Here is an 18,152-nt window from a genome sequence, read left to right as displayed (position 1 = left end):
AGCGCCACCTTAGCTAATTGATTCTGTCCAGTCCTGGTTGTTACTTGTGTCAATACCGAGAGAAATGACGTTCGAACCGACTTCCATTTCCCCGAGAAGGATTGGCACCGGACGCCCTTGCCCGACACGGTTTTCCGCACTGGTAAATGAGTTGTTCGTTAGCGTGTTTGTCTCAGCCGCTTCCGCTGACGTTTTGGTTTTCATGTTGCGTGACATGTAGACCGAGTACGCAATTGACGCCACGCTGACGGCAACCGCAATCCATGCCGCAGCAGCGGCAGTGAGAGCGCCTTCAACTACCGGCACAAACAGGACTACAGAACCATCTTTCAGGTGGCGATCCAGATGCCATTGCATAGCCGATGTCTCAACATCCTCACCCGCTATTCGGATCCGAAGTTTTGTATTGAGGAATGCTTTTTTGAATTCGTGATTCTGGGCAAGAAGCAGACGCAGTCCCTGCGCCGGCGTGTCTACGTTCAGAGAGATTTGGCGGTAAAATCGGCGTAAATTGCCCGCAAATTTAAAGATGAGCACTGTTCATGTCTCCATATGGAATGCGTCTGCTTGATGTATGCCGGGCGCATTGGCTCTCTCCGGCTCAGGTGTCCGGCATGGTCGTGATGAAGTACCATGTTGTCTTCGAGGAGAATCATTGCGTGGCAAGGGTCAGCACCGGGGAATGGTTGCCTGATAATGACGTCACCTGGTTGCGCTTCGCCAGGCGATACCTGGCGGAAACCATTGAGCGGCATGTTGTTCAGATAGAGATTTTCACCTCGTAACCACCACCCGTTAGTTCTCTCAAAATCAGGAAGGTTAATACCGCACAGGTGATACGCATCCCTGAAAAGGGTGTAGCAGTCCATGACGCCATGTTCGAACCTGCGCCCCAGCAGGAATGATACGGACCTGAATTTCAGAATTCTGCCACCGCACGCCAGCCACCACGGAAGCCCTGTAACCTCCTGCATCTGACGATCAGCGCCAGACAGGAACGGTACGTTTTGTGGGTGCGAGTGAAAGACCGCCGTCACCTCTCCTGCTTCCTCCGCCGCAAGCCAGTCGTCGTCACTTATGCGGAAGTGATGCCAGGGCTCTGGATGCACATTCCTGCAGCGGAACACTCGCTCGCCATTCAGGATCAGCGCGCACACTTCATCCTGTGACGATGCCGCATAATCGAGTAGTTCTTGCATCAGGAGACCTTTTGAGAGCCGGGGAAACTGCTTATAGGCATTGGTTCAGGACGTGGGTAGCGAAACCGGCAACCGGTACGACGGTGGGAGCATTTATCCTTCGCTGGATCAGTGGTTGGGTTGTCACGCTCATCTGCAACAGGCGGCCCGTCATATCCACACCCGACGCCGCGATACTGCCACTGGCATACGTCGGCGAGAATGGTACGGGCCGGGATGATGGCGTTGTCGCAGTCAATCGGTGTCGCCAGCGTGTATGTCACCTGCTCGAAAGTCTCCTCTGTCATCTCCTCGACAACGTAGCGGGACACCGCCTCCTGTGTCGGGTCCGCGTCAGGGTTCCCGTTCGGGAAATTTACCGCGTCCAGGTGCTTCACCGGAACCTGTCTTCGGGTGATGACTACTCCCAGCATGTCATCAAAGTCATTGTTGATACCCGTCAGTAAGCCGGTAACGTTCGCCACCGCCATTGACGGGCGGGCATACGTGCCTTCGTTCTTTGACTCAAATCCCTCTACTGCTATCGGGTATGCCAGGTACTGGTTACCTTTCCAGATAACGTTACCGTAATATCCATTTGTGCCGGAATGGAACCGGATAAGGTCACCACCAAAAGGTTGCAGGTCGGCTTCGAAAAGGTCAATGAAAGCGCCGACTCCCGCATCGACGCTATCTATAATCATATTGGCTGGTATGTCGCGCACGGCAAACTCCCATTAAAAAAGCCACCCGGAGGTGGCTTATCTTGGTACTTGTTCAAATGTGGCCGTTAGTTCGTATAGCGGACCGGTCTTTGTCATGCTCCATGAGCGGCAAACAAACAGTTTTTGCACTCCAGTATCAGATGGCGTCCAGTAGAAAGACTGCACCGCCATACGTGCCTTGAGGAAAGCATCGGCAGCTTTCGCAGCATTAGGCCTTGAGCATTTCGCATCATCCACGCCTGTGAATGTCAGCGAGTATTTATCCATCAGAGGGTTAACGCCCTTCGTCTGGCGCTGCTCGTAGCCATCGCCTAGCTTGACGACTGCTACGTTAGGCGTTCGTTCGACGCTGTAGCCCTTCTGTGGGGGCCAGGTGAATGTTTCTGGCATGGTTGCTCCCAATAAAAAACCCGCCAGAGCGGGTCTACGTGCATTGCGATAGAGAATCAGAATTCCACAGCAAGCTCTTTAAGTTGCTTTTTAGCTTCTTCGAATACACGACTTTCAATAACTGCAAGAGAAGCATTCTTATCCAGAGGAATATGAACATTAACTGAAATACTTTTCAGATGCGTTTCATAATGAAAAACGACCCTTGCGATAATCCCGGAACCATTGTCATTATCAAATGCTGTAATATCTTCGATATGGTAATTCATCTCATTCTCCTTTTAATTTGCCCATCAGATATATGCGTATTAACGGCTTTTTTCAAGCATCCCATTTGGACGCTGCTCATTTCTGATGGCGCGTAATGCGGCGTTGTACGCCACCTTGTCAAACTGTTTGACCGTTTCCTGGCTGTTGGGACTTCCATCGAAGTGATAGTGATTCTCCTGGTGGATTGTCACATCTCCACCGCCCCCACCACTGCGCATATCCCGGTTGCTAATCACCCTACCGTTGTCACCCGGTATCATGTACTGACTGCCGTTGCTGGCCTGGTAGATTTCTGGCTTCCCGCCTTCACCCACTCGGTACATTGAGTTGGCGCTGACGGGTCCGCCGTGCTCGCGGGCGCCAGCAACCGCCATCCCTTTAGCTGCCAGGAGTGAGCCAGCATAGGCCGTCTGACCAACAGCAGCAGCACTCCCCATTGTTGCAATAGAAGCACTCATTGCCGCAGGAGCCCATGCCGAAGCAGCAACAGTGGCCTGAGCCATCGTGGATGCAAGTGATGCAGTCGCAGCGGCCTGCCCCATTAACTGGCTCTTGACCCACTCAATCCCCATTTGCACCAGACTACCGACAACACTGTTGAGGATTGTCGTGCCGATGTTGGCAAAGGATTCTTGCAGGCTTTGGGTGCCGTTGAGCAGCCCGGTAATGGCATTGGTCGCCCCCCCCTGGAGAGAATCGATAGCGTCAGCCATCAGCTGATTGGTCGTGCTCTGGTTGCGGTAAATCTCCCATTGCGCCGCAATACGAGCCTGCTCATATTCGGTATTGGCTGCGTTCATCAGCTCGAGGCCGCGCTGAGTGATCTGACCTTTCTGCGTCTCAAACTGCTGAATGAGAGCCAGTTCCTGAGCATGCTGATTTGCCAATTGCTGAACTGGGTCGATTTCACCAAGAGCAGATTGCTGTGGTGTTACCGTCTGTTGGGCGCGGATTTTCGCAAGGTTAACCTGGTGAGTTGCCGCCAGTCGTTCTGAGGTCTGGTTGTACTGCTCCTGACTGATTTTCTTCGCAGCCAGAGCGGTATTCAGAGCCTCAACATCCTGCTTATAGCTGGCGTTTTCGCGCGCCTCTGGAAGCAGTTTCTCTGCTGCCGCCTGGGCTTTAATGGCGTTAGCATTGTCCCATTTTGTCGCGGCATACTTCCCAGCCAACTCAATGTCTTTTTGAGTAGCTGCAGCACCAAGAGATTGCTGGTCGGCAAGGATAGCCTGCTCTCTACTGAGTTCATTTGTTGAACCTGCCGCCAGCTCCGATTGTTGTTTCAGGTTAGCCAGCTTCTGAGCAACAGACTCGGCTGAAGACGCTGATTTTTTCCCATGCTGCTCACTCTCTTGCTGAGCCTTTTTCCTCGCTTCTTCAGATTTCTCTAAATCATAATTTTCAGCAGCCAGTCTCCCTGCCGCATAGATTTGATTTTGATTGTCCGTGACCTTGGCAGCCTGCATCCTGGCTTTGGCTATCGCCCGCTCTCTCTCGTCCTGAATTTTAAGTAATTCATTCTGCTCTTCCAGAGTAGCGATAACTTTATCGCCCTCCTTGGTCGCGGGAGATATCTGCAGCGCTTTTGGGTCGAAGCTTTTTCCGGCCTGATTGGCTCGGTTTATTTCATCAGCTGTCTCTCCAAAGGCTTTCGCTACCGCACCCTGAACCTGCTCAAGAGACCAGGATTTTTCGATGAGTTGATCATGAACTCCCATCGCTGTAAGCATGTTGTTCGTGAGTGTGCGAGTCGCCTCTGACGCGGTTTCTTCTGTCTGGGATAATTTATCCTTTGCGGACTCAAGATCTCGCGTCTTGCGAGCCAGTTCATCAGACACCTCCGCCTGTTGGCGAGCGAAATCCGCACCTTGCCCCATAGATTCGGCAACTTCCTGCGCTGCCGGGGTAAAGTTCTGATATCTGTCTCTCAGAGAGTCAACTTCACTCTGCAGATCTGCAACAGCCTCTTTCTGAGCTCGTATAGAATTATTGGCATCTGCAATCGTGCCGCGCAGTTGAGTGTTACTCATTGACGTCATTGACGCATTTAGCTTATCCAGACCGTCAGCAAAGGCGATCGCCTCCTCTTTTGCCTGCTGGGCTTTCTGCCAGAAATAGAAGATCGCTCCGGCAGCGAGCATAGCCGCCCCCGCTGGACCACCTATGAGGGCAAGAGCATTACGAGCAAGTCCAATACCAGCAGATGCTGCACGTGCCGCCGCCGCCGCCCTTGCTGATGAGGCAGCCTGGACTGTTTCAGCCTCAGTAAGAGCGAGAGATACGGTAGTTGCCCGAGTTTTTGCAGCTATTAGGGCATCAAGCGCTAACATTTCAGCAGCGCTACCTTTGGCCACGTTATATTCAGCCTGGGCCAGAGCGAGAGACGAAAGAGCAGCCTCTTTATCAGCCAGAGCCTTACGCTGAGCAGAATTAGCGGCAACCAAAGCTGCTTGTGCCGCCTGACTCTCTGCAACAGCCTGCTTACGAGATGCTGCGATATCAGCGATTTTCGCGGAGGTAGCCATGGTCAGAGCGCCGACATACCGCGCGCCCATTACGCCAGCAACAATCGTGAGCGTAGTGCTGAGAGCGTCCAGGTTTTCACTGAGAGAAATTACTGAATCACTGAATATTTTTACGCCAGTTTTTACTGTGGCATTCTCGCCAAAGAATTTCGTGATATTGTTGTTGGCAATTTCAAGAGACTGGCTGATCGTCGCAGTAGTTTTAGCGAACTCCTGTCCAATTTTATCGCCCTGAGAGAGCAGGCCATTAACGATCACCTCAGTGGTTAACTTGCCCTCTGCAGCCATGTTTCTGAGCGCCCCGATGCTGACATTCATAGAGTCAGCCAGAGCAATCATGAGCCGGTTCCCCTGCTCGTTCACAGAGTTAAATTCATCACCCCTCAATGCTCCGGACGCCAGCCCCTGAGCAAGCTGAATGATTGCATTGCTTGCCTCCTCGGCTGTTGACCCTGACACCACGAAACCCTGGTTAATAATGGTTGTCAGCCTGGTAATGTCCTCTACACTGACGCCATAACTTCTTGTTGAACGCTCCAGACGCGCATAGAGTGTGGCCGTGGCATCAAGACCTGAGCGAGTCTTTTGAGAGATGTCAAAAACACGCTCTGTGACATCAGCCAGCGTTTCAAACGGCGGTACGGAATCCCTGACGGCATTTGCCAGTTTATTGCTGAGGTCCTGCCATGCCTGAGCATATGCGCCAACCTGCTGGACAGAAAGAGCGGCAATGAGCGCTTTCGCGACGCCAGTTAAGCTGGACATAGTGCCTTCAATCGAAGACAGAGAGCGTTCGGTGCGGTTTAAACCAGCCTCAAGACGGCCCATACTCCCATTGAGGCCATTCAGCGCATCATCAATATCCCGACGACCTTGAAGAAGGCGAGCCGTGTCCATATCCACTTCGTAAACGATCGTTCCAGCGCTGACGGTACCAGCCATATTGTTTTCTCCTGGCAATAAAAAACCTCGCCTGAGCGAGGTTTGATATGGTTTTATTGTTGGTTAGTTGCAGGTGTTTTCCCATGAGTCATTAAACTCCTGGCTATCGTCATCTATTACGGAGTGCCCGTTGGTAGATATATACCTTGAATTACCTGCATAAGCGCCGAAACTATTTTTTGCATTTACGTACCCACAAACTGCACCACCCTTGCCGATCTTCTCCCCAGAGAACTCAGCAGATGATGAGTCTTTGAGCAATCCCTTCACTGACTCTTTTGCATCGTAGTATCGGATTGCACGCCCCTCCTCCTGAGCTGTTTCTTGTTTTTTTAAGTCGCTCTTCAGGTCTTCATATTGCTTTCTTTCCGCGTAAGCATCACCAAAAATAGGGGTTTGGGAGTTGACCCAAAAAAGAAATCCCACATTGGCAGCTAATGATACAGCCAAAAAACCAACGGCGCAGAATCGTAAAGTTCCACGCCTCTCCGCCTGTGTAAGACGGGAATTAAACGCCGCCTTCTCGCCTATTTTTCCAAATCCAAAGCCAATGATAATGAAAGTTGCAATTATGAAGACGAGAGATAGTGGCTCTCTTGCTGCGAAGGTGCATGTAATTACTAATGCAATAAAACCCAGCGCCACAAATATCTTGTTCATATCCCTATTCCCCTTTGGTAAAAATGAACATCCTACCCAGGAATAGCACAGGCGCAACGGAAAAGGATGATTTATTGTTCTCAGGGTATCGTTGTATAGAAGGTCGGTTACTTCTTTTTCGCATTCTCGCGTCGAACTGCCTGTTTAGCCAGATATTCATCGGCGATGCTGTCGTACTCTTCGCGAGTAAAGCCTTTCTGGTCAGGATATTTAGCCGCCAGCAGCATCTGAAATTCGGTCATCGTTAACTGAGAGGCTTCAGTGCGGTTCATTCCGAAGTGGCTGCGAGCTGCGCTGATGTAGTCGAATGCTTTAAACTCTGTAGTGCGCTCGCCTGTTTCATGGCGCTGCAACTGGCGAACCTTGGCTTTTCCGACGATGCCGTGCTGCATGAGGTGCTGCGCCAGCACGATGATGTCGTTCTTCGGCATCTGTCCCGGTCGGTATACGACGCAATGCCGCCATCCCTTCCATTCGCCGATCATAGGCGTCAGGTCTTCCTCGCAGCACGCCTGAAGCACCAACATGCACGTTGATAAAAGCTTCTCAGCAGCGCGGTTGAATGATGGAGATAGCCATTCAGGAAATCCTCCCAGCGTGCCAGCGCAAACCTCAATTAGCTGAGCGACATCATTGCCGTGTATGGTGGCGTACGCCTGCACAATCTCTTCCGGAGTGCCGATCCTCGTCATAGCCTCGAATGAAGGCCGTAGCAGGTAATCTTTCCCGCCTTCGCGGCTGTCGCTGATGGAGAGTTCGCCAATATCGGTTAAAGCGGTCATAAGCCTTCCAGTAAACGGTCATTATCAAGGGCAGCACGCCGCCCTTTGTAATGTCCGTTAGGAAACGGTAACCGTATGCACGGCCACAAAATTGCCGTCTACAGTGTTGATGATGATCTGCGCGCTGCCGGTGGCGACACGCGTCACGGTAACGGTGTTGCCGGATGCGGTAGCCGTTGCCTTTGTCGCATCGGTAGTCGCTACAGTGAAGTCTTTGTTGGTTGCGCCTGTTGGTGCGATATTCACCGTGAAGGTACTGGTGCCGCCTGCAGTGCCAGTGCTGGTTGTCGGCGTTACCGTCACGCCAGTCACGGCAACCGCAGTGATTTCGTTCACTTCGATGGTGCTTGCGTCGCCGACTTTGAACTCGGTTGAGAACGTGACAATGTCGTTGGTACCACCGTCTGAACTCAGAGCCGTAATGTTCATGTAGCCGATGAATTCGACCGGACCGTAGTCCATGCGCACCCAGATACCAGGCTGGCGCTTAGCCTTCAGCTCATCAGCGAAATACTTGATGAACTTGCCAACACCGTACTGGTCCAGTTTGTCCTTCTTGCGCACTTCGCCTTCAAAGCTAAGGGTGAAGTCACTGTTGGTGATGATGGTCTCGACATAGCCGCCGCCGTCATCCGCATCAGAGGTAACCGAGTTCGGGTTGAAGTCGAAGCCCTTCGACGTACCAGCAGCCAGCGCCATCCACTCCGCTTCGAGTGGTTTGACGTCCGGGCAGCCATCGGCGACTTCCAGCACGACCGCACCGCCGAACAGGCGCTCGTTCGAGTTCTGGCAATTAGCCATGTGAAACTCCTCTTTGACGTATAAAAGAAAACCCGCCGGAGCGGGTTATTTGGTTGGGATGGCTATTCGCCGTAAGTGCAGGCGAACTGGAGTCGGAAGACTATTCGCCCTTCTTCTGTGAGCACCGGCGCGGGGATTGCGCCCATGTTCTGTATGTAGCCGACGCACTCGTCAGCCATGGGGTTAACCTGGACATAATCAACGATGCGCTGCACGGCATTAAGCGCGTCTTTGCGCTTGTCCTTCGCGCCGACAACGTCGACCAGGACGTGGTACTCAGAGCCGAGATCGGTTCGGATATTCGACCCGCCGTTTGGCCTGAAGACGATTATGGCTTTAGCCAAGTCCTTCGGGTCTTCGTACATCAGCTGCTGCACCGTGAAACCTGCTGTTAGCCCGGCGTCGACGAACATGTTGCGCACCCTCTCGTGCATCATGGGGGTCATAACAAAAGCTCCTTGCGCACAACATCATCAATGGCAGAGCGCTCCTCTTCAAATCCAAGGGTGAGAAATTCCTTTTTAGCAGTTGAGCGACGGAACCTCTGCGGGTTGGCTGGGTCATGAACATAAACGGCATAGTTGGTCGAGTAACCAACCCTGCCTGTTATTACAGCTCCGTCAGTTACGATTTCGCGAAACTGGCTATTTAAAAGTGCTGAGGTATCGATCGGCGTGTAAAGTGCCGATCTAGCCGCCCCAAGAATCATCGCAGACTGGAGAGCTCGAATGATTTTCCTACCCTGAATATCATTCAGTATTCGGTCAATATTCCTGCTAACCCTGTCTGATCCTCGCATTGTTATACCCATAATTACACTCTGCTTGAGGCCGTTATAATGGTGTAATCGTCCGCCAGTCGCTCGAACGTGTCGGCGTAACGGATAACCTGACGTACCTCGTCGGCACCGGCCACAACCGGGTCCGCTTCGGTCGAAACGCCAATCAGCAGGTAATCACCAGCGGCCGCAAGCGAGAACTCCGTCCAGACGGTATTCTTCACGACGATTTCAGCGCCCAAGCTGGCTAACTTCTTGCTGAGCCCGCCCTCGTAATCACAGAGGATTTGCTCAGGAGCCGCATAACCCAGAGGGTCACCTATCTCATCGTTTCCGTCAACCTTGCGCCAGATGGTCGCCGTGGCTGTATAGCTCCAGTTCGCTACCGATGACATCAGCCCTCCTTCCAGCGCAACACCTTCGCGCCAGTCGCCCAGATGCGCGGGCAGTTGATGAACCACTCGCCGTCCGATTTCACGTAGCCGGTAGTCTCCCTCCCCGTGTCGGTCATCACCCAGACGCGGGTGAACGCGCGCGGAAGGCCGTGCTTAACTGATTTGTACGTCATCAGCAGCCCCCGACCACCATGAACAGGCCGACACTATTACCTGCGCTGATCGGCAACTCACCGGTGCAACCGCTGGTATCGAGTTTCGCCAACGAGTCGCGCAGCCAGGTGATGCTGTCAGCATCGTAATCAAACGAGCGGGACGCACCAGACGGCGCCCCCTGCGATTTGATGCGGCGCGCGCCGGACGACGTAGCCATCAGCGCGGCGGCATACATCAGGATCAGCTTAGCGGTGCAGTCGTCATACCCAGCGCCATCGAGGCACGGGATAATCTTGTTCACCACGCAGAGAATCGGATCCAGCAGCGCGCCCGGGATGGAGTAACCCAATTCACCGAGGAACGCCTGCACGTCTGCCGCTGTGATTGGGTCAGCCATGGTTATTTCGCCTTTTTCGATTTAGCGGAGGTGTCTGCCTGCTCTGCCTGCTCTGCCTGCTCTGCCTGCTCTGCCTGCTCTGCCTGCTCTGCAGGAGCATCTTCGGCACCAGGCGTCGCAACTTCAAGCTCCTGAGCCTCAACTTCACCCACGACCGATACACGGCCAGCGAAAGCCGGTGGCACAGCAACAGCAACGAACTCATGACCCACCGGCAGTTGCTGGAATACGCCGTTAATCGTTCCCCAGCAGCCAGTCTTCTCGACTTTTAACTTTTTCATGCTCTCTCCTGAAGAAAAGGGGCCGAAGCCCCTTACCCCTGTGCGTTGAACACTTTAGAACGACCGTTGAAATCGCGCTTAATCTGCAGACCGACAGCACTCCAGACCAGAGAGTTGTAGTTGTCGAACGGGTTCTGACGCGGGATCATGAAGGTACCAACCGGCGCGGCGATTCGCGTCTTGATGTACTGCGAGTTACGCACGTACGCGACAAAGTGGTTACCGGTCAATTTGAAGGTCTGGTTAATAGACTCAATGCGACCATAGCGCATGATGTATTCCAGCACGGTGCCTTCTTTAAAGCCGGCAGCGTTAGAATACGGTCGGTTCAGGTTGCGCATGATGTCTGGAGACACCCATACCTTCACCTTCTCCTGCACGTAGTTATCATCCAGCAGCTTAGCAAACGGACCAGTGAAGAAGGCCACTGATTGATCAGGAGTAGAGGTGGTCAGGTCGATATTCAGACCGGATGCGCTCAGGTCAACCTGATTGGTGTTGGCATGGTTGGTGATACCAGCGCCAACATAGCCTTTCACCTTCACTTTCGCATCACCGGAAAGCATGTAGTCAGCCATATCAGCGCGAATCGCAGCAACATGCGCTTCCTGGTCATCGGCCATTGCATCGAGGTTTTCGGACTGCATGCCGTTCCACTCACGCCATTCTCGGCTGTAGCCAGTGTTGAAGATCGGGATTGGGTCACCAGCTTCGTCGTAGATGACTTTATCCAGCTCTTCCGGCACGTGGCCCGTCAGTGAGCGATGTACCTTGCCAGCGTCACTGGAAACGCGGTACAGCGCCGCCGTCTTGCCGATAGAAATCGGTGTACCGAGACCGAGCAGATCATCCAGCAGTCCGTTGCCTTCGTCATTACGGAAGACTCGGGTGGTGATGTTGTCCACTTCGCGCCAATAGTCTTTGGAAATCAGCGCGGCCTGGTTAACTTCCAGCGCGCCGCCGTACTGGGCGGAAATGGTGTTCTGGTTGATATTGAAGGATTCACGCTGCATCAGCAGCTGATTCCATGCCTGCTTCACCTGGTTGTGCTCGGTGATCAGCTTTTTGTTGAATACGATCATGCTCATGCGGTTGCTTTCCCTGATTTGCGAACTTTCACGAGCTGAGCTTCAGCGCCAACGGTGATTTTTTCGCGTGAATAGAAGAGGACCTGGTCGGTAGCTGGCGTTGTTGCCTTGGCAAGCGTGCCGTCACCGGCAGAAACCAGGCCTTCGTTTTCCAGCAACACTTCGCCTGCTTTGACCAGCATGTGGTAATCCACATCGTCTTCGCACATGATGGCCGCGCCGGTATCACCTGCAGGAACCGAGTCGCGAATGTCACCGCCGCCGATATAGTTGTGCTGAAGAGCCAGAGCAACGCCTGCACCACCAGCTACATTGTGAACCGCCAGTTTCCCGGTGCTGTCGAGCATCACCAGTGAGCCGGGCTTCACGGCCGCCGCCATGATTGCTTCAATGACCTGCGGGTCATTCTTACGGGCCGGGCCCGCGATTACGGTATGGAAACGAGGTGCGAGAGCCATTATTCAGGTGCCTCCATGTTAAGGATTTCACTCTGAGCGCCATTCCCCTGGAATGCAGGGTTAAGACCGGTGCTGGTCTGGCACTGTGAGTACAAGTCGTTCAGCGCGTCACCGGACAGGGAGTTAACCGCTGCTTCGGTCATGAACGAGAATTTCGCTTTAACCGCGTCACGTTTGGTTTTCAGGTCGCTTTCAGCGTTCGCCTGCAGCTGGGTTTCCAGCTTGCTCAGCTTTTCGCTCAGCGGGGTGAGCGCCGCATTAACAGCCGCGGTAATCACATCAGAGTTAATTTGAGCCTGGCCCGGGTCGCCGCCGCCATCTTTTTTCTGCATCTGCTGGTTGTAGGCATCCCAGACCTGATCGTCGGTCAGCCCCTCGGTTTTAACGCCTGCGGCATTGAGCGCGGCGATCATCTTCTCTTTCATCGGGTTTGTTTCTCCGTTGGTTTTGACTTCGTACTCAGTTGGTTTGCGCACGACTTCTACTGGATCGCCGACAAGCGTTACGACCTTGTCAGAGATAAGGTACTTCTGGTCGAAGAGCTTCGGCTTGGCGTTTTCACCATCCTCTTCGTAAACGAAATGGTCAGGCCAGACGCTGACGACGTAGCGCCACTTTTTGTCGTCCTGCTTGATGGACATGCGTAGCGCCTGGTAGATGTCGTCGAAGGACATCTCTGAGGCGTTGCTGATGAAGAATTTCACTTTGTTCCACCAGCCGTCTTTCATGCTGTTGGCGGCATCGATAAGGCTTGTCGATTCAACATCGGCCTCCTGCCCGTCAGCGTTTACGAACATGCCGACACCTTCATCCGGCGTACCGGCACCGGGTTCGTCGAGCAGGATCGCGATGTGGTCGAACTGCATGTTGTGAGCGACCCAGGAATACTTCTTCTGTTTCGATTCACCTGCCTTTTGCTCTTTGTTCAGCAGAAGACCGGTAGAAACATGGATCGGGTCGGCGTTATTGCCGGAAATCATGTCGTCCAGGCGTTGAATAAGCCGCTTACCGTCAGGCTTGGTATCTGCCACGGCCTTATTGACGTATACGTCCATCACGACCTTGTCGTTGGCCTTGCTGACGTTCTGAGCCCACGCACCGGCGTAGTAATCGTTAACCGCCTGCGGGTCGTTGGCGCTGACGTATTTGCCGTTCACCATCGGGTGGCCGATCGGCATTAACTTGCGCTCCATCGTCTGGTAGCTGTTGTTAATTTCCTCCGCCGGGTACAGGCCGCCATTCATCACGATGTCATCGACGATCGGAACCGCACCACGAATGACGTAGTGTTCCTGGCCGTTGATGGTTGTCGTTGAGATGTTGGAGGCGTTGATGGCGAGGGATTTAACGTGGATGCTGGATAGCTTCACGTTGCGTCCTCTGTTTAGATTTTTCGTAACATTGGCGCTCTACAGCACCAGTGGAAATAGTCCAGCGCAGTTACGCACTGGTAGCTCAATGTTCGACTGCAACCGCAGCACCAATAAACGGTCATGCAGCCTCCTTTGCGGTCCACTGCTTACGCTCTTTCGCCAGCTTATCAGCCAGCCCCTGGTTGAAAATGCTGCCGTCGTCGTTGAGCAGCACCGGAATCTGGCTGCAATAGCAGTGGTATTTATTACCATCTATTGCATACCAGTCGCGCACCTCTTGCACGGTTCTGACCTTTCCATGCCAGAATGCGTGCGTTGTCCTGGTGGTAGGCTTCAGCGCAGAAAGATGGAGAAGACCAGTGTTCAGCCCGAGCCTCTCGGAAGCCCAGTCCGTTTCATTCCATTGAGCTTCACGCAGCGCGCCGACCTGCTCAGTCTGAGCAATGTTCTTTGCCTTCGACATCGACACATCGAGGCGCTTGCTGATGACGCTGGCTGTCTCGCGAGGATTCACGCCGCGTGCGACCGCATCAGTGATGATGTTGGTCAGGTCGCCGCGGGCGGTATCGCTGATGACCTTCCAGTCACTGAACGTTGTTATCCTGGCCGCCGCCACCTGATTAAGGTGACCGGGGCTGCTTAAAAGCTGCTGTAACGTCGTCTGGCTGGCGTACACCTGCGACTGCTGCGAGAGGTTGTTGAAGGCCTCCAGCGTGCCGCGCTGCGCCTCAGCGACAACGTAATCCATCGCCCACAGGTTCTGCTCGCCACCTTCCAGCAGGTAATCATCGAGAATTGACTGCACCGCTTTTAGCAGTTCAGCCAGCTCCTGATCCGACATGTCGTAGATGAACTTGCCAGCGTTGACCTGGTATAGCCGCACATCCTCGCCGTGGTCGTGGCACAGGAAATGCCAGTTATGGCTGTTACCTTCACGCTCTCGCCCGGTAAGGCGCTGGTAAAACAGAGCTTTCAGTGCGCGCTTGATTCCGAGATACCGCGCCTCGATATCCATGAACATCGCGGTTACCTGCTTTGCCGATCTGGTCGGGTCAACCTTACTGCGCGGAACTATCGGCAGGCCCACCTTTGCCGTCTGTTCTGGTGTCATCGGCCAGTGGATCATCGGTAGTCACCTTCTCGTCCGGTTTTGGTGGTTCTTTTTGCTCCGGAAGCGGGTCAAGGCCAACAACTTCGCGCAACTCATTGGCTGTAATAGGCGGCTCACCGCCATAGAAGCCAGTGGTTTTCTGCACGATGTCGGCCAGTTTAGAAGCGTTCTCTATCTTCTCTTTCTCGCCTGGCGCCAGCAGGTCGCTCCACGAAATGGTGACCTCACCTTTGGTCGGTGGGTCGATAATCCCAAGAGTCCAGAAGCGTTCCAGCAGCGCGGTAATGCGATCTGTCAGGAAGCCATTTCGGCGCGTGTTGCGTCGGATAGCCCAGTCCGTTTTGTCCTCGTCGCTCGCCAGGCGCCCGGTCTGCTGCCCGAACAGGATAGTGAACGGGATCTGTACGGAGGCGGCCAGTTCGTTCGCGGTTACTTCCCATGTAGGCCCCGGGTCGCCCGGTGTAACGCTCAGGACGTGCATCTGCCCGGCCTGCATCACGGCCGCCGCGTCGGTGCCGCGGTTCAGCTTATTGACTTTGTCGCCCATCGCTTCGCCGAGATCGGCATAGCCAGCCTGCTTTGCCTGGTCTGCCAGCGTAGCCATGTCGGTTTCTTTGCTGAACTCGACGGCGATCTGACGGCTGGCATTCTTCAGGAAGCCCTCAGCGCCACCGCCGGAAATCTTCTCGATATCGAGGCCTTTGTTGAAACCAGCCTCCAGCAGCGGGATGCCGGACAGGACGTTGTCGTCTTCAGACCCTTCGCAGAACAGGATAACGCGGCTCGGGTGTACCGGTTCTCCGCGCATCGGCCCGACAAAAGGCTCATCACCGACCGGCTGCTCGTTGAAGTTGAACATCTTCGGCTGGCCGAACGTTTCAGACTGACGGTCGTTATCCCATTCGGCGACAGTTAACTGCGGCTCCCATACCGGGATAAGTTTTACCAGCGCTGACTCGCCCAGGGATTTCACCAGCTTGATATCTACTGGCTCGTTCCACGACTTATTATCTTTGACCTGCAGCAGAAGCGCTGAGTAGCGCCCGACCATATTGCGGCGGTCGGCATCCTTCACCTTAGGCCACAGCCTCTTCATGAACTTGGTGACTTTCTTTTCCCAGGCGTTTGTTTTCTCCGCCTCCTGCGCTTCATCACCGTCAACTATTACCGGATAGTCCTGCCAGCAACCATCCAGCAGGCGGTGCACCACAGCAAAGCCAGCGGCGTTACGGCGGTACATGTTGTAGAAGTCGTTGAAGGTGATCTCGCGCGGGTAGCCAAATTCCTGGTAAAGCGTCGGTCGCTTCGTATTGCCGCCACCGATACCGATGGCATTCAGGTAATTCGCTCGCCGCATTTCAGTGGCGAGGTTGTTCACAGCCAGTTGAAGGCCGTTATCTTGTTCGCTCACTGGCGATGCTCCTTAGAAGAATACTGTGCCGACCTGCTTGCGGTTGTTCTTCGTCACTGCGAAGTAACGGAAGCTATCGGCACCGTGCGAAGTGGCGTCATGGAGAGGTTTGTCTTTCCAGCAGCCGCGCTTGTCGTCCCACTCCTTCCGGTAGCCCTCAAGGTGAGAGATACCTTCCGAGCATTTCTCCTCATCGAATACGCATTTCGGAAGGATTTCACGCGCCGACTCAATGCCGGTATCGATGCCAGCTTTCGGCACCACTTTGAAATTCAGTGAGTACATCTGACCGTCAATCTCGTAACCCTCGCGCGCCAGCTCTTTGCGTGACTTCGCATCAGCAGCGAACTCGCGGTTTTCGATGTCGTGCGGCCCCCAGTGCTCGCCGTACTCATATCCGCGGTCTTTCAGCACCTTCATGTAGTGCCTCAGCCCCTCGCCGGAGTTTTCGTAGTAGTCGATAATGTGGAACTCGTTTCCAACCTCACGAACAAACCAGATGGCCGTGGAGTCGCCCACGCCGATATCCCAGAACGTGTGTACAAGGAGGTGCGAGTTATCCGGGATATGACCGATCCGTTTGTTGGTGTAGAGCCAGCGGAACTGTTTGGCGTAGTAAGCGCCCTCGACCGACTGCTGGAATGCCTCAGCCGGAATGGTCGGGTATTCGCGCTTCATGTCGTCGCCGAGCGTTTTCTCTTTGGCGTAGTACCAGGCTTTCTGGCGCTCATTGACGACTACGCCGTGCTTCGTCTCCATTTCAGCGAAGTACTCAAGCAGGCGCACCGGCAACGATTCCACCGGGTCGATTGCGTATTGCGGATTTTTCCACCAGGAGAAGAAGAAAAACTTCCAGTCCAGCGCGGATAATGGCTTGCCCTGCAGCAACGCTTTCTCTGCCGTCTGGCAGTAATCGAAGAAGTAACCCGCCCGACCCTCTGCTGTGCTCTCGATAGTAGCGAAGCAACCTGTCGATACCGCCTCAAACGCACCAGTGACGATTTCACGGGCTTTGTCAGGATACTTGGCGCATATCTTCCCGAACTCGGAAACGTGCAGGTAACGCAGCGTTCCGCCACGAAACGACGTGCTGACGTATAGTGAGCCGCCCTTCTTGAAGACGAGCTCACCGGAAGAGTCGTTACTGGCCGGGTTGGCCGCCTTTATCTCTGCAGGCAGCTTGTCGTATGCGTACTTCACCTTTTCGCGGAACAGGCGCTTTGCGTCATTCAGCGTGTGGGCAATCAGTGCGCACTTCGCCGACTCGAACAGGGCCGCGTCGAGCTGGATGATGCACACCTCAGTCGTGAAACCGAGCTGGCGAGCTTTCAGGATGATGTTGCGGGTGTGGATCCCCTCGAAGTATTCCCGCTGCTCAGGCGTCATCCTGAACCGCGTTGGTTTGCCCTCTTTGTCGGTGATCCAGTAAAGATTGTTCAGCCGCCAGTCTTTGTCTGCCAGCAGCTTGAGGTGCTCAGGTTTCATTACGCCCCCTGAGACAATGAATCCATCAGGTTAGACAGGTCATCAACCGTCTTATTGCCTTCCTCTGTGTCGAGGTTATACGCCTTGCGCTCAGCGTTTATCACTTTGATTTGAGCATCTACACCCGCAGTGATCGAGCGAGACATTGAGGCATGATTCTCTTCCGTGATATCTGCATCTTCGAGGAAGTCGCGGAGCTTATTGGTGATGCCGCGCCATGCCGCCAGGCTTTCTCGATGGGCCATGACCACAGCGGCGGCCTCGTCAGATGCCTGGTCAATAATCTGCTCATCGGTAACCACTGGTGACTGGTTACCGTCTTTGGTTACCGACTTGGTTACCTTGGCCTTGGTTGCTGCCCTGACCTTCTCTGTCAGGTCGCGCTGCCATCCCTCTTTGTTTGCTCTCTTCAGGATGGTGGCGTGGTTAACGCCATGCTTTTCGCCGATGGCCCTTACTGACAATGAACCAGCCCGGTAAGCCGATTCAATGGCCTCCCAATCTGGTTTGCTCATTGGTTACTCCGTTATCTATTTACAGGCTCATACTTCAACTTCTGGCTAATACCATGCTTAACGAGAAAGTTACCCACCTTTTGGTAATCAGGCTCGCAACGCATCATTAAGCAGAACACTGTCAGCGTCCTGAGATAGACAGGAACCCACCACCTGCTTTTGATTTCAACTGACAGCCTGCACGTCGCCATTGATTTCTTCCTCGGTAGGAACTGGCGTGAACTGCACGCGCTTTACATCAGCAGGAGCGAAGTACAGCCACTGCCCCGTCTCAGTCGCCAACGGCACAAAGCCGTTCACCAGCTCAGGCTGACGTCGTGACATCTTGCCCGTGAAGGTTTCGCCTGTTTGAGTGGTTAGGGTGATTTGGTAGATGTCGGACATTGAGAGCCTCTTTATCCTCTTGCGGGGATATTCATTATCGAAGCCCC

General features: G+C 53.9%; 22 protein-coding genes. All 22 read right to left on the bottom strand.

Features of this window, described 5'->3' with window-relative positions; translation table 11 throughout:
• Positions 1–9: 9 nt before the first annotated feature.
• Positions 10–537 (bottom strand): tail assembly protein, encoded by a 528-nt coding sequence (locus tag ACLHV9_RS06095; protein ID WP_045355143.1) that lies wholly within the window; start codon positions 535–537, stop codon positions 10–12.
• Complete coding sequence (locus tag ACLHV9_RS06090) at positions 480–1,199, bottom strand: C40 family peptidase (protein WP_407220284.1); 720 nt, start codon at positions 1,197–1,199, stop codon at positions 480–482. The genes ACLHV9_RS06095 and ACLHV9_RS06090 overlap by 58 nt, the downstream gene beginning before the upstream one ends.
• Positions 1,199–1,903 (bottom strand): phage minor tail protein L, encoded by a 705-nt coding sequence (locus tag ACLHV9_RS06085; protein WP_023294155.1) that lies wholly within the window; start codon positions 1,901–1,903, stop codon positions 1,199–1,201. The genes ACLHV9_RS06090 and ACLHV9_RS06085 overlap by 1 nt, the downstream gene beginning before the upstream one ends.
• A gap of 36 nt (positions 1,904–1,939) precedes the next feature.
• Positions 1,940–2,293, bottom strand: a complete 354-nt coding sequence (locus tag ACLHV9_RS06080) for a phage tail protein (protein ID WP_370975231.1) — start codon at positions 2,291–2,293, stop codon at positions 1,940–1,942.
• Positions 2,294–2,349: 56 nt separating this feature from the next.
• A complete protein-coding gene (locus ACLHV9_RS06075) occupies positions 2,350–2,562 on the bottom strand; it encodes a hypothetical protein (protein ID WP_316363758.1) in 213 nt (70 codons plus the stop codon).
• A gap of 39 nt (positions 2,563–2,601) precedes the next feature.
• A complete protein-coding gene (locus ACLHV9_RS06070; RefSeq protein ID WP_407220283.1) occupies positions 2,602–6,030 on the bottom strand; it encodes a tape measure protein in 3,429 nt (1,142 codons plus the stop codon).
• Between the two features lie 63 nt (positions 6,031–6,093).
• A complete protein-coding gene (locus tag ACLHV9_RS06065; RefSeq protein WP_052135636.1) occupies positions 6,094–6,690 on the bottom strand; it encodes a hypothetical protein in 597 nt (198 codons plus the stop codon).
• 107 nt (positions 6,691–6,797) lie between these two features.
• Positions 6,798–7,472, bottom strand: a complete 675-nt coding sequence (locus ACLHV9_RS06060; protein ID WP_045354800.1) for a DUF6246 family protein — start codon at positions 7,470–7,472, stop codon at positions 6,798–6,800.
• 57 nt (positions 7,473–7,529) lie between these two features.
• The gene (locus ACLHV9_RS06055) at positions 7,530–8,273 is read right to left on the bottom strand and encodes a phage tail tube protein (RefSeq protein WP_407220282.1); all 744 of its coding nucleotides are present in this window, start codon (positions 8,271–8,273) and stop codon (positions 7,530–7,532) included.
• Between the two features lie 62 nt (positions 8,274–8,335).
• Positions 8,336–8,719, bottom strand: a complete 384-nt coding sequence (locus ACLHV9_RS06050) for a hypothetical protein (RefSeq protein WP_407220281.1) — start codon at positions 8,717–8,719, stop codon at positions 8,336–8,338.
• Entirely contained in the window at positions 8,716–9,084 is a 369-nt protein-coding gene (locus tag ACLHV9_RS06045) for an HK97 gp10 family phage protein (protein WP_407220280.1), read from the bottom strand. Before ACLHV9_RS06045 ends, ACLHV9_RS06050 begins: the two co-directional genes overlap by 4 nt.
• 2 nt (positions 9,085–9,086) lie before the next feature.
• Positions 9,087–9,446 carry a hypothetical protein gene (locus ACLHV9_RS06040; RefSeq protein WP_407220279.1) on the bottom strand — a complete coding sequence of 120 codons (360 nt, stop codon included), beginning with the start codon at positions 9,444–9,446 and terminating at the stop codon, positions 9,087–9,089.
• A gap of 172 nt (positions 9,447–9,618) precedes the next feature.
• Positions 9,619–9,999 (bottom strand): hypothetical protein, encoded by a 381-nt coding sequence (locus ACLHV9_RS06035; RefSeq protein WP_407220278.1) that lies wholly within the window; start codon positions 9,997–9,999, stop codon positions 9,619–9,621.
• Between the two features lie 2 nt (positions 10,000–10,001).
• Entirely contained in the window at positions 10,002–10,280 is a 279-nt protein-coding gene (locus ACLHV9_RS06030; protein WP_407220277.1) for a hypothetical protein, read from the bottom strand.
• A 32-nt stretch (positions 10,281–10,312) separates the two neighbouring features.
• A complete protein-coding gene (locus ACLHV9_RS06025) occupies positions 10,313–11,368 on the bottom strand; it encodes a major capsid protein (protein WP_103786921.1) in 1,056 nt (351 codons plus the stop codon).
• Positions 11,365–11,826 (bottom strand): hypothetical protein, encoded by a 462-nt coding sequence (locus ACLHV9_RS06020; RefSeq protein ID WP_023294167.1) that lies wholly within the window; start codon positions 11,824–11,826, stop codon positions 11,365–11,367. Before ACLHV9_RS06020 ends, ACLHV9_RS06025 begins: the two co-directional genes overlap by 4 nt.
• Positions 11,826–13,196: a DUF2213 domain-containing protein gene (locus ACLHV9_RS06015; protein ID WP_407220276.1), complete on the bottom strand. Its 1,371-nt coding sequence runs from the start codon at positions 13,194–13,196 to the stop codon at positions 11,826–11,828. The genes ACLHV9_RS06020 and ACLHV9_RS06015 overlap by 1 nt, the downstream gene beginning before the upstream one ends.
• 121 nt (positions 13,197–13,317) lie before the next feature.
• Positions 13,318–14,325, bottom strand: a complete 1,008-nt coding sequence (locus tag ACLHV9_RS06010; RefSeq protein WP_407220275.1) for a phage minor head protein — start codon at positions 14,323–14,325, stop codon at positions 13,318–13,320.
• Positions 14,258–15,721, bottom strand: a complete 1,464-nt coding sequence (locus ACLHV9_RS06005; protein WP_407220274.1) for a DUF1073 domain-containing protein — start codon at positions 15,719–15,721, stop codon at positions 14,258–14,260. Before ACLHV9_RS06005 ends, ACLHV9_RS06010 begins: the two co-directional genes overlap by 68 nt.
• A gap of 12 nt (positions 15,722–15,733) precedes the next feature.
• Positions 15,734–17,206 (bottom strand): terminase, encoded by a 1,473-nt coding sequence (locus ACLHV9_RS06000; protein ID WP_407220273.1) that lies wholly within the window; start codon positions 17,204–17,206, stop codon positions 15,734–15,736.
• Positions 17,206–17,721 (bottom strand): hypothetical protein, encoded by a 516-nt coding sequence (locus ACLHV9_RS05995; RefSeq protein ID WP_039025437.1) that lies wholly within the window; start codon positions 17,719–17,721, stop codon positions 17,206–17,208. The genes ACLHV9_RS06000 and ACLHV9_RS05995 overlap by 1 nt, the downstream gene beginning before the upstream one ends.
• 165 nt (positions 17,722–17,886) lie before the next feature.
• Positions 17,887–18,105, bottom strand: coding sequence for a hypothetical protein (locus tag ACLHV9_RS05990; RefSeq protein ID WP_407220272.1), 219 nt, complete (start codon positions 18,103–18,105; stop codon positions 17,887–17,889).
• Between the last annotated feature and the right edge of the window lie 47 nt (positions 18,106–18,152).

The sequence above is a fragment of the Enterobacter sp. CPE_E890 genome, assembly GCF_046521475.1.
Classification (GTDB): Bacteria; Pseudomonadota; Gammaproteobacteria; order Enterobacterales; family Enterobacteriaceae; genus Enterobacter; species Enterobacter adelaidei.
The sequence above is the reverse complement of the archived record's forward strand: the minus strand, read 5'-3'. Positions and strand labels throughout refer to the sequence as shown.

What these genes read in the sequence shown, in the direction of transcription:
- ACLHV9_RS06035 (WP_407220278.1), bottom strand. Translation starts at nt 9,999, where the DNA reads ATGGCTGACCCAATCACAGCGGCAGACGTGCAGGCGTTCCTCGGTGAA.
- ACLHV9_RS05995 (WP_039025437.1), bottom strand. Translation starts at nt 17,721, where the DNA reads ATGAGCAAACCAGATTGGGAGGCCATTGAATCGGCTTACCGGGCTGGT.
- ACLHV9_RS06070 (WP_407220283.1), bottom strand. Translation starts at nt 6,030, where the DNA reads ATGGCTGGTACCGTCAGCGCTGGAACGATCGTTTACGAAGTGGATATG.
- ACLHV9_RS06075 (WP_316363758.1), bottom strand. Translation starts at nt 2,562, where the DNA reads ATGAATTACCATATCGAAGATATTACAGCATTTGATAATGACAATGGT.
- ACLHV9_RS06030 (WP_407220277.1), bottom strand. Translation starts at nt 10,280, where the DNA reads ATGAAAAAGTTAAAAGTCGAGAAGACTGGCTGCTGGGGAACGATTAAC.
- ACLHV9_RS06050 (WP_407220281.1), bottom strand. Translation starts at nt 8,719, where the DNA reads ATGACCCCCATGATGCACGAGAGGGTGCGCAACATGTTCGTCGACGCC.
- ACLHV9_RS06065 (WP_052135636.1), bottom strand. Translation starts at nt 6,690, where the DNA reads ATGAACAAGATATTTGTGGCGCTGGGTTTTATTGCATTAGTAATTACA.
- ACLHV9_RS06025 (WP_103786921.1), bottom strand. Translation starts at nt 11,368, where the DNA reads ATGAGCATGATCGTATTCAACAAAAAGCTGATCACCGAGCACAACCAG.
- ACLHV9_RS06040 (WP_407220279.1), bottom strand. Translation starts at nt 9,446, where the DNA reads ATGTCATCGGTAGCGAACTGGAGCTATACAGCCACGGCGACCATCTGG.
- ACLHV9_RS06010 (WP_407220275.1), bottom strand. Translation starts at nt 14,325, where the DNA reads ATGATCCACTGGCCGATGACACCAGAACAGACGGCAAAGGTGGGCCTG.
- ACLHV9_RS05990 (WP_407220272.1), bottom strand. Translation starts at nt 18,105, where the DNA reads ATGTCCGACATCTACCAAATCACCCTAACCACTCAAACAGGCGAAACC.
- ACLHV9_RS06080 (WP_370975231.1), bottom strand. Translation starts at nt 2,293, where the DNA reads ATGCCAGAAACATTCACCTGGCCCCCACAGAAGGGCTACAGCGTCGAA.
- ACLHV9_RS06090 (WP_407220284.1), bottom strand. Translation starts at nt 1,199, where the DNA reads ATGCAAGAACTACTCGATTATGCGGCATCGTCACAGGATGAAGTGTGC.
- ACLHV9_RS06055 (WP_407220282.1), bottom strand. Translation starts at nt 8,273, where the DNA reads ATGGCTAATTGCCAGAACTCGAACGAGCGCCTGTTCGGCGGTGCGGTC.
- ACLHV9_RS06045 (WP_407220280.1), bottom strand. Translation starts at nt 9,084, where the DNA reads ATGGGTATAACAATGCGAGGATCAGACAGGGTTAGCAGGAATATTGAC.
- ACLHV9_RS06060 (WP_045354800.1), bottom strand. Translation starts at nt 7,472, where the DNA reads ATGACCGCTTTAACCGATATTGGCGAACTCTCCATCAGCGACAGCCGC.
- ACLHV9_RS06020 (WP_023294167.1), bottom strand. Translation starts at nt 11,826, where the DNA reads ATGGCTCTCGCACCTCGTTTCCATACCGTAATCGCGGGCCCGGCCCGT.
- ACLHV9_RS06000 (WP_407220273.1), bottom strand. Translation starts at nt 17,206, where the DNA reads ATGAAACCTGAGCACCTCAAGCTGCTGGCAGACAAAGACTGGCGGCTG.